Genomic DNA, 14550 nt, shown 5'->3' with positions numbered 1-14550 from the left:
AGCCCCCTAGCCCCGGCCCCCTAGCCCCGGTCCGCCCCCCGGGACAGATCCCGCCCGAACTCCACCATCTTCTTCGCGTAGTCCTCGGTCCACTGCGCCCGCTGCGCGATGTCCGCCGCCGTGAGGCGGTCGAAGCGGCGCGGGTCGGCCAGCTGGGCCGCCGCGATCGCCTGGAACTCCACCGCCCGGTCCGCCGCCGCGCGGAACGCCAGCGCCAGCTCCGTCGAGCGCGACAGCAGCTCCCGGGGGTCCTCGATCGACTCCAGGTCGAAGAAGTGCTCCGGGTCGGCGGCGGCCTCGGCCGGCTCGAACAGCAACGGCGCCGGCCTCAGCCGCTGCTCTTTCCGCTCGGGCTCCGCCATCGGGTCTCCTCCTGCCGCAGTTCAACGGCCCGGTGTTCGCCCCGGGCCACCCTCCATTGTCCCGCGCCCCGCAAGTAGGCCTCGGCCACCCCGCACGCCCCCCACCGCGCCCCCGCCCCCGGGGGGCTAGGGCCGCCACACCACCCGGTGCTCCCCCAGATGCGTCAGCACCGCGTGGTTCGCCTCCCAGCCGTCCGGGAACTTCACCGTCACGCCCAGTTGGACCGGCTCGGTCGAGGGGTGTTCGTCGAGCAGGTCCGCCACGCCGGCGCGGCACACCACGATGCAGGCGTGGCGGTGCCGGGAGGTCAGGACGCACAGGCGGCCCGTTTCCAGGTGGAACGCCGTCGCGTCGGGGCGCCCGGACAGCGGGTGCAGTACCACCGTCACGTCGAACTCGCGGCCCTGGAGCCGGTTCGCCGTGTCCACCGCGACCCCCGTCACCCCGAGCTCCGCGAGTGCCGCCCGCACTGCCGCCGCCTGGTCGCGGTGGGCCGTGCCGACCGCGATCCGGGACGCCGTGAGCGGCACGGGGTCCGGGGCGCGCTCGCTGGTCGCCGCGCCGCCCCGGTCCAGGAGCCTGCGGACCACCTGGGCCACCGCCCGTACCGCCTCCGGGTCGGTGCGCGGGGTGTGGCGGGCCGGCAGTTCGAGCAGGGCCCAGCCCGACTCGGCCGCCTCGTCCAGCGCGCGGTCCGGCGCCGAGCCGTCGGACGGGACGCCGAAGGAGAGCCGCCGGTCGCCGTGGTCCGTACCGCTGCGGAACGGCGTGTACGGGTAGAACGCGTCCGAGACCAGCGGCGCGGCCGACGCGGGCAGCCGCCAGGAGACCGGCAGCCGGTGCTGCGGCAGCTCGGGGTTGTGGGCGAGCAGCGTCGTCACCGCGCTCGCCGACGGGTCGTAGGAGAGCCCCGCCCACTGCTCGGAGTCCGCGATCGCGAACGGGTCCAGCTGGCCCGGGTCGCCCACGAACAGTGCCCGCTGGAAGAGCCCGGCCACGGCGAGCAGCGCGTCCGAGCGCATCTGGTACGCCTCGTCCACGATCGCGTGCGCCCACGGCTCCACGTCCTTGACGTGCGCCCACTTCGCCGCCGTCGACAGCACCACGTCCAGCCCCGCCAGATCGCCCGCCTTCGACGACTTGCGTACGTTCGCCAGGTCGTCCAGCGCCTTGTCGTACGGGTCGGCGTCGCTGCTGTGCAGCCGGCCCACCGGCAGGTCGGGCTCCTTCTCGGCCAGCCGTACGACGAGGTCGTCGACCTGGGCGTTGGTCTGCGCCACCACCATCAACGGGCGCCCCGCGGCGGCCAGTTCGAGCGCCGCGCGCACCACGAGCGTCGACTTCCCGGCGCCCGGCGGCGAGTCCACGACCACGCCCCGGGCCTCGGAGTGGAGGGTGTCGCGCAGGATCGCCCCGGTGGCCTCGGCCGCCGCCGCGCCCGGGTCGAAGCCGCGCTCGGCACGGATCACAGCAGGTCCTCCGGGGTGAGGGGGTCGGGGTGTTCCGCGTCCGTGCCCGGCGGGCCGCCGTGGGTCCACGGGGTGGCCTCCGGATCGGGCAGCTTGGGGCCGCCGCGCTGGTCGTGCTCGAAGAGCGTCCAGCACAGCCGGTCGCCCTTCTCCGGCACCGAACCGGGCGCCGGGTCCTTGCTCCGGCCCATCTTGTCGAGCAGCCGCAGGACGAGCGCGCCGTCCGCCTCGTACCCCACGAACTCCGCCGACTGGGGCTTGCCGTCCAGCGAGCGGAACACCTTCGCCCGCTCGGCCAGGTGCGGCGCGTCGTCGGTGCGGACGGTGACCAGCGGGCGCGGGCTCGGCCGCTTCGACTCCGACCAGGCCATCACCACATCGGTGACCTCGCCCGCGAACGCCTCCCCGGCGAGCCGCCGCCCGGCCATCACCAGCGGGTCGTCCAGCGCTTCCTGCGCCTCCAGCTGCGCCTGCGCGGTCTCGCGCGAGGCGAGCTTGGCCGCCGCCGTCACCGCGTCGTCGCGGCGCGGCTGTGGCGGCTCACCGGCCCGCACCCGGTCGCGGTGCGCGGTGAACGACCAGCGGTCGCGGGTCCAGCGGTCCGCCGCGCGCGGCGCCGCGGGCAGCTCCCGCAGCAGGTCCAGGGAGCGCCACACCGCCTCCCAGGTGGGCCGCAGCTGGTCGCCGACCAGCCGGCGGATCTCCTGCTCGGCCCGGCTCAGCTCGCCCAGGCGCGCGTCGGCCGCCTCGCCGTCCTGCGCCGCGTACAGCGCCTGGCGGGCGCGGTCGTAGCGGTCGATCGCCGGGGCGAGCAGCTTGTTGTCGAAGGCCGGGTCGGTGGCCGGGCCCGCGGGCGGGCACAGCAGCTGGCCGTCCCGGTCCCGGGCCAGCTCGGCCCGCAGGGCCGCCTCGGCGCCCGTGGCGCCCTCGGGCGGGTCGATCCAGGCGAGCAGCGCGCCCAGGTGCTGGTCCTCCAGGCTGGACTGGCCGGTCGCCCAGTGCCTGCCCAGGAGGTCCGTGGCGGCGAGCAGCAGCGCCGAGCCGGGGACGCGGGCGCGCTCCCCGTAGTGCGTCAGCCAGCGGCCGAGCAGCGGCACGCGCGGCGGCGCGGGGTGCGGGGTGTCCGGGTCCTGCTCGGCGGTCCGGCGAAAGCGCATGGACCGGCCCAGCAGCCGGACGAAGTCGATCGCGGCCCGGCCCGGCACGACGATCTGCGGCGCGTCGGCGCACAGCTCGACCTCGACCTTGACCTTCTTGCCGGTCTCCGGGTCGGTCTCGTTGCGCTCGGCGGCCTCCACCTCGTCCGCGTACGCGTCCAGGTGCGGCAGTACGGCGTCGGCCAGCTCGGCGAGGAACGCGAACCGCAGCTCGCGGTCGCGCGGCTGCCCCACGACGAGCAGGCGGGGCGCCTCGCGGTCGGTCCCGACGAGCGCCCCGAGCGGCGCCCCGGCCTCTCCGGAGGTGGTCAGCGGTACGAGGACGAGCGGGCGCCCGGACAGGTGCCGGTGGCACACCGTGGCCAGCGGCGCGGCCCGTCCGGCCTCGACGGCCTCAAGCCGGGCGAGGGTGGCGATCAGCGACATACGGCGCCTCCCATGGCTCCCGCGGCTGCGGTGGCTCCCACGGCTCCGGTGGCTCCCACGCCTCCCCCGGGTCCCACGCCTCCCCCGGCTCCCGCGCCCGCCAGCGCCTCCGCCCGCAGGGCCGCCGCCCTGCGCAGCGCCGCCACCGCCGGGTCGGACGCGTCGCCCGTGTGGCCGCGCGCGGCGTCCAGGACCGCGCCGACGCTCGTCAGACCGCCCAGCTCGGCCCGCAGACCCCGGCCCAGGGCCGTCACCGCGTCCACCGCGCGGGCCCGGTCGCGGCAGTGGAAGGCCAGCTCGCAGGCGGCCAGGCACTCCGGCGCGTACGACGCGGGGACCGCCTCGACCGTGCCGGTCAGCTCCTCGCACGGGCGCTCCGGATCGAAGGTGGCGCCCGGCGGCAGGCCGTCGGCGATCTCCTCGATCCGGGTGAGCCGGGCCAGCTGGCGGCGGGTCACCGACAACTGTTTGCGTACGTCGACGAGCGAGGCGGTCGGCAGGTTGGAGAAGTCCTTGGGGCAGACGAGGAGCACCGAGTGCGCGACGCGGTCGGCGGGTGCGAGCGCGCCGCCCACCAGGCCCGCGACCCGCTCGAGCGCCAGTACGTACACCGCCGCCTGGCGGGCCGCCGCGCCGACCTTGGACGGGTCGGCGGCCGCGTCGATCATGGGGAAGGACTTGATCTCGACGACCGTCCAGCGGCCGTCGGGGGCGACCACCACCGCGTCCGGCTCCAGATAGGCGGGGGAGCCCGCTACCTCCAGGGCCAGCATCGGGTGGTCCAGGAGCGTCCAGCCGCCCGACGCCGTTGCCTCCCGCAGGGCGAGCGCGGTCCGGGCGGCCCGGCCCTCGGGACCGGCCGCGGCCAAGTCGGGGACGGCCGCGCCCTCGGGGGCCTGGCCGCCGGTGTGCTCGTGGAGCAGGCGCAGCAGTTCCGTACCGCCGTCGGACTTCACGCGGGCCTCGAACGTGTTGCCGCGCGCGATGGCGAACTGGGACTGGCCGAACGCCGCCGACGGGGAGCCCAGCGCCTCGGCCAGCGCGCCCTTGTCGACGCCCGCCCCGTCGAGCAGCGCGCGCCGGCGGCAGCCCGGGTTGGCGGCGAGGGCCGCCAGCGCCCGGGCGTCCAGCGGGCGTGGCACGGCGGTGGGTCCGCGCAGCTCAGCGAGCCGCTGACGGATGGCTGTCGTCCGCTCCCGCGGTGGAGTCGTCGGACGTGCGCTGCCCTGGGATTCGCTCACCCGTGGAAGTCTTGCATCCGGCACTGACAATCGGGGCCGGAGTGCCGAACGAGCCGGGTGCGACGCGGGCGCGCACCCCCTCCGCGAGCCGCAGCGCCGGCCGGGCGAGCAGCAGCCCGAGCCCCATCACGACCGCCCCGGCGACCGCGTCGAGCAGATAGTGGTTGGCGGTGCCCATCACCACGAACGTGATGGTCAGCGGGTACGCGACGCCCAGGACGCGGGTCCAGCGGCGGCCGCCGAAGCGCCACAGCATCACACCGCACCACAGCGCCCAGCCCACGTGCAGGCTCGGCATCGCCGCGTACTGGTTGGTCATGCCGCCCATTCCGCGCGGCGCGCTGGCGTCGCCGCCCCACCAGCCGTACGAGCTGTACTGCGCCATCGTGTCGACGAACCCGTGCGAGGGGTCGAGCAGGCGCGGCGGGCAGGTCGGCAGCAGCGAGAAGCCGACCAGGCCCATGAGGGTGGAGAGCATCAGCCAGGTGCGCGCGGCGCGGTACTGCACCGGGCGGCGGCGGAACAGCCACACCAGGATCGCGGGCGTCACCAGGTAGTGCAGCGACGCGTAGGCGAAGTCAGCGGGTATGCCGAGCGACGGGGTGCGGGTGAAGAGCCGGTTGAGCGGGTGCTCGGCGTTGATGTGCAGGTACTTCTCGATGCGCAGGATCGCCAGGCCGTGGTCCACGGCCTGCGACTCGCTGCCGCTCACCAGAAGGCGGCCCGCCGAATAGGCGGCATAGACGATGGCGATGAGCGGCAGCTCGGTCCACCAGCGGGGCCGAGGCGCGGGGTGCTGCATCTCCGGACCCTCTCCATCTCTTCTTCAGGGCCCCGTCGGGGCCCGTTCAAGTGTTCAACCGTACGGTGGTCGTGAGTGCGCGTGTGCACCCACCCCCGAAGGACGCGGGAGAGGGCCGCGAGGGTGCGCGATGATGGAGATGAACCTCCGCCGAACCCTCGGCATTCTGCACGCGCCCCGGGAGTGACCTGACATGCCAGCCGCCGCCGCACCGCGCATCCTGCTCGCCCGGCACGGGCAGACCGAGTGGTCGCTCGCCGGCAAGCACACCGGCCGGACCGACATCCCGCTGCTCGAAGAGGGCCGCCGGGGCGCCAAACTGCTCGGCGAGCGGCTGCACCGGGCGCCGTGGGACGGCCTGGCGGACGTCGAGGTCCGCACGAGTCCGCTGGTACGCGCGCGTGAGACGTGCGACCTGGCGGGCTTCGGGGAGCGGGCGACCGACTGGGACGCGCTGATGGAGTTCGACTACGGGGCGTACGAGGGGCTCACCCCGCCCGAGATCAAGGCGGGCCGGCCCGACTGGTTCATCTGGCGCGACGGGGTCGAGGGCGGCGAGACGCTGGCGCAGGTGTCGGACCGGGCGGACGAGGTCGTGGCGTGGGCGCGGTCGGCCTCGCGTGACGTGCTGGTCTTCGCGCACGGGCACATCCTCCGGTCGATCGCCGCGCGCTGGCTCGGCGAGCCGATCGGGTTCGCGGCCCGCATCAAGCTCGACCCGACGTCGCTGTCGGTCCTGGGGTGGGCGTACGGGGCGCCGGCGGTGGAGCGGTGGAACGATACGGGCCATCTGGAGTTGTAAGCCCCCTTCACCGGGGCTCTGCCCCGGACCCTGTTCGTCTGCGGGCCGTATGTGGCTGGTCGCGCAGTTCCCCGCGCCCCTGAAAGTGCCGCTGCGCGGCAATCCCCTGGGCGCCCGAAAGGGCGCATCTCAGGGGCGCGGGACTGTGACATGTGCGGCTCCGCCGCGATGGGGGTCCCCCCTGTTCGAGCGAAGCCGAGAACTTGGGGGGAGCGACCAGCCCTCACCGGCCCGCGGACAAACACCGGGCCGCGAAGCTACACCGTCACCCGCCTCTCCAGAAACGTCGCCACCTCCGGGCAGTTGGCGTGTGGGGCCAGGATGCGGGCCGTGTCGGACAGCATCGCCTGGATGCGGGTGGACTGGACCTCCGGGAGCAGGTCGAGGACCTGGTGGCCGGCCGCCGCCGACTCCGTGGGGGCGCCCGCGCGGGCCAGGTCGTCGGCGAGTTCAGCGCGGTACAGGGCCAGGTTGCGGGCGAAGTGCGGGTCCTGGAGGCGGGCCGCGCGGTCGGCGTGGCGGGCCGCGCGCGGCCAGTCGCCCAGCGCCGACCAGCACTGCGCCTCCAGCATCTCCAGCTCGGCCTCGACGAAGAACGTCATCCACTCCGGGTCCCGCTCGGCCGGGCCGCGCCCGAACAGCGCGTGCGCCCGGGCGAGCGACTGCTCGCACGCCCCCCGGTCCCCGAGCCCGGCCCAGCCGCCCGCCTCCCGCAGGCTCAGCAGCGCGAGCAGCCGGGGCGAGCCGAGCCGGCGCGCCGCCCGCCCGCCCGCCTGCGCGGCCCGCAGCGCCTCGCGCGGCCGCCCCGCGTCCCTGGCCAGGAACGACATATTGCAGAACGCGTGCGCCTCCAGGGCCGGGTCGCCCGCGAGCCGGGCGGTGGCGAGCGCCTCCGCGTAGTGCGAGCGGGCCTCCTCGTAGTGGCCCGAGTCATGGGCGAGCCAGCCCACCGAGATGGCGAGCTCCCCCGCGCCGGCGTGCAGCCGGTCGGCCGTGGAGCGGCGCGCGGTGCCCGCGTCGAGCAGCGCGTACGCGGTGCGCAGCGGCTGGGCGGCCCTGCGGTAGAGCCCGTTCGCGCCGTGCCGGTCGTCGAGCAGCCGGATCCGCCGCACCGCCTCCTCGACCGCGTTCACCTCGGCCTCGCCGACCCGCCGTACCGGCTGCGGTACGCACTCCTGGGGCGCGGCCGCCGCGTACTCGGGGAGCAGCCCGAGGGAGACGGCCGCCAGGGTGGCGGAGCCGCCGGTCATGAATGCGCGACGCAGCACGTCGCTCTCCTCGTCGTCACGTTCTTCTTCGTGGTCGGTGGTGCCGCTGTGCTGTTCCGGATGCGTCGCGTACGGCGGGGTCGCACCACACCCCGCACGCGCCCCCCTGCCCCGTACCGCCTCACGGGCCGAGAACCCCATGTCCGCCATGGTCAAACCCGGGAACATGTGTCGGAAGACGCGCTCGTACGCGTAGTTGGGGCACCGGATCTCGCCGGCCTCCACGCGTCCGACGTAGCGCGCGTCGCAGGCCACCTGCTCACCGATCTCGCGCGCCGCCCTGCGTACCGCCGCCGCGAACTCACCGGGCGAGCGCTGCCCCCGCAGCTCCCGGAAGGCGGTGTTGGGGCCCTTGGCGGGGCCCCGCTCGGGGGCCCGTGCGGGGGAGCTCGCTCCGGCACGGGGGTCCGTTGACGTCGCCATGGCTCAACAGCTCTCTTTGGCGGGGTGGTGCGGAGGAAGAACGTACCGGCAACATCAGCTCCAGCAACCGAAGTTTAGCTACAAAAGGGATATCTCACCCGCGATCTGCTATGAACTGCCATCCTTTGCGGCGGTGTAGCGCCGTAGCCGTTGACACGGACCCGCGTTGAACCATGCGGATACCGCCAACCCGCAAAAACCACGTGGGGGTTGCCTTGTTGGAGGCCGGCATGGACATCAATGGCACCGGGACGACCACGACGACCGCGCGGCACCGGCCCACCCGGGACGCCGGCGGACCGCCGGGCGGCGAGGAGCCCTGCGACCTCGTCACCGTGCCCGCCCGCCAGGGCCTGGAGGCGGTGGACATCCTCCGCCGCGCGGTCGCACCGGCGGCCGTCGGCCCGGTGGTGCACGACGGCGCCTGCGACACCCTGGGCTTCCTGGTGCCGTCCGGCACCGCGGCCGCCTGGGACGTGCCGGGCAGCGCCTGTACCGAGACCAGCGGGCGGGGCCTGCGCATCCCCGGGCTGCCCGCCGAGCCGCCGGTCTCCGGCGGCGGCTGGCTGCTGCCGCCGGACGCGGTGGCGGTCACCGACCCCGCCGTGCTGCGCCTCGCGCTCGGTGAGGCGGCCCGGCTCATCGAGGCCGCGGACGGCATCACCGAGGCGGGCGGCAGATAATGGTCGGATGGCGGCACGAGGCGGTACGAAAAGCGGGGCGAAGGGCGGGGCGAAGGCCGCGCCGGGCGGGCGGCGCGGTCGTCCGGCCGCCCCGGAGGCTGTCGTGGAGGCGGTCGACGGCGGCCTCGCCGAGCTGATACCGGACCGGGACCGGCCGCGCGGCTGGACCCTGCTCCTGGACGGCGCCCCCCAGTCCCACGTCGACCTGGACGCGCCGGAACGGCTCACCTTCGAGTACCAGCGCCGCCTCGGCCACGCCATCGACCTCGCCGCCGAGCCGGGCCGCCCCCTCCAGGTGCTGCACCTGGGCGGCGGCGCCTTCACCCTCGCCCGCTACACGGCGGCCACCCGCCCCCGCTCCACCCAGCAGGTCGTCGAGGTGGACGCGGCGCTGGTGGGGCTGGTCCGCCGCGAGCTGCCGCTCGATCCGCAGGCCCGGATACGGGTGCGCTCCCTGGACGCGCGCGAAGGGCTCGCCAAGCTCCCGGACGGCTGGGCCGACCTGGTCGTCGCCGACGTCTTCAGCGGCGCCCGCACCCCCGCCCATCTGACCAGCACCGAGTTCCTGGGCGAGGTGCGCCGGGTGCTGCGGCCCGGCGGGATCTACGCGGCCAACCTCGCCGACGGCCCTCCGCTGGCGCATCTGCGCGGCCAGATAGCCACCGCCGCCCAGCTCTTCCCCGAGCTGGCGCTCGCCGCCGACCCGACCGTGCTGCGCGGCAAGCGCTTCGGCAACGCGGTGCTGCTCGCCTCGGACGTGCCGCTGCCGGTGGCCGAGTTCACCCGCCGCATCGCGGGCGACCCGCACCCGGGGCGCGTCGAACACGGCCGCGCGCTGGCCGACTTCACGGGCGGGGCGGCCCCGGTGACGGACGCGACCGCCAAGCCGTCGCCGGTACCGCCGCCGTCGGCGTTCCGGTAGAAACCCTTGCTCGGCCCCCGTCGTTCATCGCCCTTGCTCAGCCGCGGTCGTCGAGCTCCACGGTCGGTGCATGCTGGTACCAGGTGCAGAAGACCGACACCTCGCGCGTGCCCTTGCTGAAGGTGACCCGGATCCAGGTCGGCTGCTTCCACACCTGCATCCGCCAGCCCGAGTCCGGCGTCGCCGTCACCAACTCGGCGGAGGCGGTGCCGATGTCGAAGACGACACGGCCGCCGGCGACGTCGTAACCCTTCACGTCTCCCGAAGAACGGGAGGACGGGGGTGACTTGGGCGGCTCGGTGGGGGAGCGGCTCCCGGACGGCTTCCCGTCCCCCGGCTTCGACGGCGTACTGGAGGGGCTGTCCGATGCGGACGGCGACGGCGAGCCCTGCGGCCGCCGCGTCGAGGAGGCCGGCGGCCGCACCGCGCCCTGGGTGGTGTGCCCGTCGCCGGTGAGCGGAACCGCGCGCGGAGGGTCGTACGCCGTCCCGGCCATCACCGTGTGGACGCCCCACCAGGAGAGCGTGACCGCAGCCCCGGTGGCGAGCGACCAGGCGCAGACGTGAACGATTCCTCGGTGCATGGGGGTCATAACGGGGGCCATACTGCACCACGCGCCCCACACGTGTCCCCTCTCACCCGGGCTCGCCCGCTCCCTTCCCGGCCGGGACCGGTGTACTCCGAATGGCGTACGGTGCCGCCCATGGCAAGTGTGCTCGTGGTCGAGGACGACCAGTTCGTTCGCTCCGCCCTCATCCGCCACCTCACCGAGGCCTCCCACACCGTACGGAGCGTCGGCACGGCCCTGGAGGCGCTGCGCGAGGTGGCCCATTTCCGGTTCGACGTGGTCGTCCTCGACCTCGGACTGCCCGATCTCGACGGCGCCGAGGCGCTGAAGATGCTGCGCGGCATCACCGACGTACCGGTGATCATCGCGACCGCGCGGGACGACGAGACGGAGATCGTCCGGCTGCTCAACGACGGCGCGGACGACTACCTGGTCAAGCCCTTCTCGGTGGAGCACCTGTCCGCCCGCATGACGGCCGTGCTGCGCCGGGCGCGGGCCGCCGGGGCCGAGCCGCCGCCGACGCTGATCCGGGTCGGCGGCCTCTCCATCGACCCGCTGCGCCGCCAGGCCGAACTGGACGGGCTGCAGCTGGACCTCACCCGCCGCGAGTTCGACCTGCTGGCGTTCCTCGCCGGGCGCCCCGGTGTGGTCGTCCCGCGCAAGGAGTTGCTGGCCGAGGTGTGGCAGCAGTCCTACGGCGACGACCAGACCATCGACGTCCATCTGTCCTGGCTGCGCCGGAAACTGGGCGAGACGGCCGCGCGGCCCCGCTATCTGCACACCCTGCGCGGGGTGGGTGTGAAGCTCGAACCACCGCGGGCGGAGCCCGGCCGATGAGGTGGGCGCTGGTGAAGGTCGCGGTCGCCGTCACGCTGATGGTGGTGCTCGCCTTCGCCGTACCGCTGGGCCTGGTCATCAAGGAGATGGCGCGCGACCGCGCCTTCTCCAACGCCGAGCGCCAGGCCGCCGCGATCGGCCCGACCCTGTCGATCACCTCCGACCGCGACGCGCTGGAGCGGGCCGTCGCCTCCACCCAGGCGGGCGCGGCGGGCCGGATGGCCGTGCACATCCCGGCGGCGCCGGGCGGCGCGCCCGTCGAGATCGGTCACCGGCGGGCGGCGCGGAAGGACCTGGACGCGACCCGGAAGGTGGTCCGCGCGTACATCTCCGGCGTCCCCGGCGGCTCCACGCTCCTCCAGCCGACCGCGCTGAGCTCCGGCGAGATCGCGATCGTCGAGGTGTACGTGCCCGAGGCCGAGGTCACCAACGGCGTGGCCACGGCGTGGCTGGTCCTCGCGGGCGTGGGCATCGCGCTGGTCATCGGCTCGGTCGCGGTGGCGGACCGCCTGGGCGTACGGATGGTGCGCCCCGCACAGCGGCTGGCCGGGGCGGCGCACGACCTGGGGGAGGGGAAACTGGGGGCGAGGGTGCCGGAAGAGGGGCCGGCGGAACTGCGTTCAGCAGCGGTGGCGTTCAACTCGATGGCGGACCAGGTGGTGCAACTCCTGGCGAACGAGCGGGAGTTGGCGGCAGACCTGTCGCACCGGCTGCGTACCCCCCTGACGGTCCTGCGCCTCAACGCCGCCTCCCTGGGGCAGGGCCCGGCCGCCGATCAGACGCGGGCGGCCGTCGAGCAGCTGGAGCGCGAGGTCGACACGATCATCCGTACGGCGCGGGAGGCCAAGCCGCAGACCCAGCCGGCCGGGGCGGGCGCCGGGTGCGACGCGTCCGAGGTCATCCGGGACCGGATGGCGTTCTGGTCGGCGCTGGCGGAGGACGAGGGCCGGGAGGTACGGCTCGCGGGCGTCGACCGCCCGGTCCGCATCCCGGTCGCGCGGCCCGAACTGGCCGCCGCGCTCGACGCGATGCTCGGCAACGTCTTCCGGCACACGCCGGAGGGGACGGCGTTCTCGGTGGACGTCCACAACGGCGAGGACGCGGTGATCGTGCTGGTCTCGGACGCGGGTCCCGGCATCGCCGATCCCCGGGCGGCGCTGGCCCGTGGCTCCAGCGGCGGCGGCTCGACGGGCCTGGGCCTGGACATCGTGCGGCGGATCGCGGAGTCGACGGGGGGTGACGTGCGGTTGGGGCGGTCGGTGCTGGGCGGGACGGAGGTGCGGGTCTGGATCGGTCTGGGGGTGCCGTCGCCCACGTCCCGGATCCGGGGGAGACGCCGTGGCCGCCGCCCGTCTCCGGCGTGAGTTTCCCCCACAGGGCGGGTGGGGGGTGAAGGCGATCTCCCGGGGGCTACGCCCCCGGACCCCGGGCGGGGCGGCCCCTGCACCCCGCTTCGACCTCCTGTTTGTCTGCGGGCCGGTGGCGGGTTGCTCGCGCAGTTCCCCGCGCCCCTAAAGGGGCACGGCACCTCCAGCCCCTCCGGCGTTCGACGAGCGGAGCTCCCCCAAGGTGCGCGGGGAACGGCACGCCCAGCCACAGGCAGGTCGGGGCGCAGCCCCGCTCTTCAGGGGCGCGGGGAACGGGATGCCCAGCCACAGAGAGGTCGGGGCGGAGCCCCGTTCTTCAGGTGCGCGGGGAACGGCATGCCCAGCCACAGAGAGGTCGGGGCGGAGCCCCGTTCTTCAGGGGCGCGGGGAACGGCATGCCCAGCCACAGAGAGGTCGGGGCGGAGCCCCGTTCTTCAGGGGCGCGGGGAACTGCGCGACCAGCCCCCGCTCACCCGCAGACGAACACGGGGCCCGGGGGTGGAGCCCCAGGGAGAACCGCCTCAGCCACCCCCACCCCCGGAGGGTTTGGGGAAGGGGCGGGGTGGGGGCTCCCCTCCCGGGGATTAACCCCGGCGCATGCGCCCCTTAAGCGGACCCTAAAAGATCCAACCCCCGCCCCCCGCACCCCATTTGCCCGTTTCCAACGGGCTAGCGTGCTGCCCGCACCCCACCCCCCGACCCCCCAACCCCAAAGGCAGGCGCACCCACATGACCCGCACTCACCGCCGCCGAGCCGGCGGCAAGACGAAGGCCATCGGCGCCGTGGTCGCCGCGGCCGTCATCGGCGGCACGGCCCTCGCGCTCACCGGCACCGCCCAGGCCGCCTCCGTCGGCGCCGCGTACACCAAGACCAGCGGCTGGGGCGGTGGTTACACCGGCCAGTACGTCATCACCAACGACAGCGGCAAGGCCCTCACCGACTGGACCCTGGAGTTCGACCTCCCGGCCGGCACCAAGCTCTCCTCCCTCTGGAACGGCGAGCAGACCGTCAAGGGGCAGCACGTCACGGTGAAGCCCGCCGCCTGGGACAAGAACGGACTCGCCCCCGGCGCATCCGTCACCGTCGGCTTCGTCACCGACTCCACCGGCACCGCCGGCGACCCGACCGGCTGTCTCATCAACCAGGAGAAGTGCTCGGTCGACACGGGCGCGACCCCCACCCCGACCGGCCGCCCGACCACCAAGCCGACCCCCACCACCAAGCCGACCCCCACCTCAAAGCCCACCCCCACCGGGACCACCCCCACCCAGACCGCCGCCCCCCAGCCCCCCACTCCCCCCACCGGCACCACCACCCGCTTCGCCCCCTACATAGACACCTCCCTCTACCCCGCGTACGACCTCGTCGACACCGCCACCAAGACCGGCGTGAAGGAGTTCCACCTCGCCTTCATCACTTCCGGCGGCGGCTGCACCCCCCTCTGGGGCGGGGTGAGCGACCTCAACAGCGACGCCGTCGCCGCGCAGATCGGCGCCCTGCGCGCCAAGGGCGGCGACGTCCGCGTCTCGTTCGGCGGCGCGGCCGGCTCCGAACTCGGCCTCGCCTGCAAGAGCACGTCCGAGCTCGCGGCCGCGTACGGCAAGGTCATCGACGCGTACAAGCTCACCAAGGTCGACTTCGACATCGAGGGCGCCGCCCTGCCGGACACAGCCGCCAACGCCCGCCGCGCGCAGGCCATCGCGCAGCTCCAGAAGTCGCACCCCGGCCTCGACGTGTCGTTCACGCTGCCCGTGATGCCGGAGGGCCTCACCCAGCCCGGCGTCGACCTCGTCGCCGACGCCAAGAAGAACGGCGTCGCCGTGTCGGCCGTCAACATCATGGCGATGGACTACGGCCCGGCGTACAGCGGCGACATGGGCACGTACGCCATCCAGGCCGCCACCGCCACCCAGGCCCAGATCAAGGGCGTCCTCGGGCTCTCCGACGCGGCCGCCTGGAAGGCCGTGGCCGTCACCCCGATGATCGGCGTCAACGACGTCAACACCGAGACGTTCAAGGTCGACGACGCCGCCCAGCTGGTGGACTTCGCCAAGTCCAAGGGCCTGGGCAGGCTCGCCATGTGGTCCGGCGCCCGGGACAAGCAGTGCGCGGGCGGCGCGAAGAACTCCGCCGACCCGACCTGCTCCTCGATCGTCCAGGAGCCGCTGGCCTTCACGAAGGCCTTCGCAGCCTTCAAGTAGCCCGGCCCCGCCGGCCCCAA

General features: G+C 74.6%; 14 protein-coding genes. 7 read left to right on the top strand and 7 right to left on the bottom strand.

Annotated features, from left to right (window positions below):
* Window positions 1-20 precede the first annotated feature (20 nt).
* The 5 genes from AB0G17_RS14975 to AB0G17_RS14955 all read right to left on the bottom strand — a co-directional run bounded on the left by AB0G17_RS14975 (window position 21) and on the right by AB0G17_RS14955 (window position 5458).
* Window positions 21-362, bottom strand: coding sequence for a hypothetical protein (locus tag AB0G17_RS14975; protein ID WP_361381271.1), 342 nt, complete (start codon window positions 360-362; stop codon window positions 21-23).
* A 126-nt stretch (window positions 363-488) separates the two neighbouring features.
* Complete coding sequence (locus AB0G17_RS14970; protein ID WP_361381721.1) at window positions 489-1829, bottom strand: AAA domain-containing protein; 1341 nt, start codon at window positions 1827-1829, stop codon at window positions 489-491.
* A complete protein-coding gene (locus tag AB0G17_RS14965; RefSeq protein ID WP_361381268.1) occupies window positions 1829-3415 on the bottom strand; it encodes a hypothetical protein in 1587 nt (528 codons plus the stop codon). Before AB0G17_RS14965 ends, AB0G17_RS14970 begins: the two co-directional genes overlap by 1 nt.
* A complete protein-coding gene (locus AB0G17_RS14960) occupies window positions 3406-4656 on the bottom strand; it encodes a hypothetical protein (protein WP_361381265.1) in 1251 nt (416 codons plus the stop codon). The genes AB0G17_RS14965 and AB0G17_RS14960 overlap by 10 nt, the downstream gene beginning before the upstream one ends.
* Window positions 4577-5458 carry a phosphatase PAP2 family protein gene (locus AB0G17_RS14955; RefSeq protein WP_361381262.1) on the bottom strand — a complete coding sequence of 294 codons (882 nt, stop codon included), beginning with the start codon at window positions 5456-5458 and terminating at the stop codon, window positions 4577-4579. Before AB0G17_RS14955 ends, AB0G17_RS14960 begins: the two co-directional genes overlap by 80 nt.
* A gap of 193 nt (window positions 5459-5651) precedes the next feature.
* On the opposite strand from AB0G17_RS14955, the gene AB0G17_RS14950 reads away from it, so the two are divergent.
* The gene (locus AB0G17_RS14950) at window positions 5652-6260 is read left to right on the top strand and encodes a histidine phosphatase family protein (protein WP_361381259.1); all 609 of its coding nucleotides are present in this window, start codon (window positions 5652-5654) and stop codon (window positions 6258-6260) included.
* 257 nt (window positions 6261-6517) lie between these two features.
* Here the strand turns inward: AB0G17_RS14950 and AB0G17_RS14945 are convergent, their stop codons facing one another.
* Window positions 6518-7951: a tetratricopeptide repeat protein gene (locus AB0G17_RS14945; protein ID WP_361381256.1), complete on the bottom strand. Its 1434-nt coding sequence runs from the start codon at window positions 7949-7951 to the stop codon at window positions 6518-6520.
* A 230-nt stretch (window positions 7952-8181) separates the two neighbouring features.
* Here AB0G17_RS14945 and AB0G17_RS14940 point away from each other — a divergent pair, with 230 nt between their 5' ends.
* Both AB0G17_RS14940 and AB0G17_RS14935 read left to right on the top strand, forming a co-directional pair.
* A complete protein-coding gene (locus AB0G17_RS14940; RefSeq protein ID WP_361381253.1) occupies window positions 8182-8634 on the top strand; it encodes a hypothetical protein in 453 nt (150 codons plus the stop codon).
* Window positions 8635-8641: 7 nt separating this feature from the next.
* A complete protein-coding gene (locus tag AB0G17_RS14935; protein ID WP_361381250.1) occupies window positions 8642-9556 on the top strand; it encodes a fused MFS/spermidine synthase in 915 nt (304 codons plus the stop codon).
* 37 nt (window positions 9557-9593) lie between these two features.
* On the opposite strand, the gene AB0G17_RS14930 is transcribed toward AB0G17_RS14935, so the two are convergent.
* A complete protein-coding gene (locus AB0G17_RS14930; protein WP_361381247.1) occupies window positions 9594-9812 on the bottom strand; it encodes a hypothetical protein in 219 nt (72 codons plus the stop codon).
* Window positions 9813-9843: 31 nt separating this feature from the next.
* On the opposite strand from AB0G17_RS14930, the gene AB0G17_RS14925 reads away from it, so the two are divergent.
* The 4 genes from AB0G17_RS14925 (at window position 9844) to AB0G17_RS14910 (ending at window position 14530) form a co-directional block, all read left to right on the top strand.
* Complete coding sequence (locus AB0G17_RS14925; RefSeq protein WP_361381244.1) at window positions 9844-10122, top strand: hypothetical protein; 279 nt, start codon at window positions 9844-9846, stop codon at window positions 10120-10122.
* A 137-nt stretch (window positions 10123-10259) separates the two neighbouring features.
* Window positions 10260-10961, top strand: a complete 702-nt coding sequence (locus AB0G17_RS14920; RefSeq protein WP_361381241.1) for a response regulator transcription factor — start codon at window positions 10260-10262, stop codon at window positions 10959-10961.
* Window positions 10958-12325: a HAMP domain-containing sensor histidine kinase gene (locus tag AB0G17_RS14915; RefSeq protein WP_361381238.1), complete on the top strand. Its 1368-nt coding sequence runs from the start codon at window positions 10958-10960 to the stop codon at window positions 12323-12325. Before AB0G17_RS14920 ends, AB0G17_RS14915 begins: the two co-directional genes overlap by 4 nt.
* A gap of 732 nt (window positions 12326-13057) precedes the next feature.
* A complete protein-coding gene (locus AB0G17_RS14910; RefSeq protein ID WP_361381235.1) occupies window positions 13058-14530 on the top strand; it encodes a cellulose binding domain-containing protein in 1473 nt (490 codons plus the stop codon).
* Window positions 14531-14550: the final 20 nt, after the last annotated feature.

It is taken from the genome of Streptomyces sp. NPDC023838, assembly GCF_040639555.1.
Taxonomy (GTDB): domain Bacteria; phylum Actinomycetota; class Actinomycetes; order Streptomycetales; family Streptomycetaceae; genus Streptomyces.
This window is presented reverse-complemented; position numbering and strand designations above follow the sequence as displayed.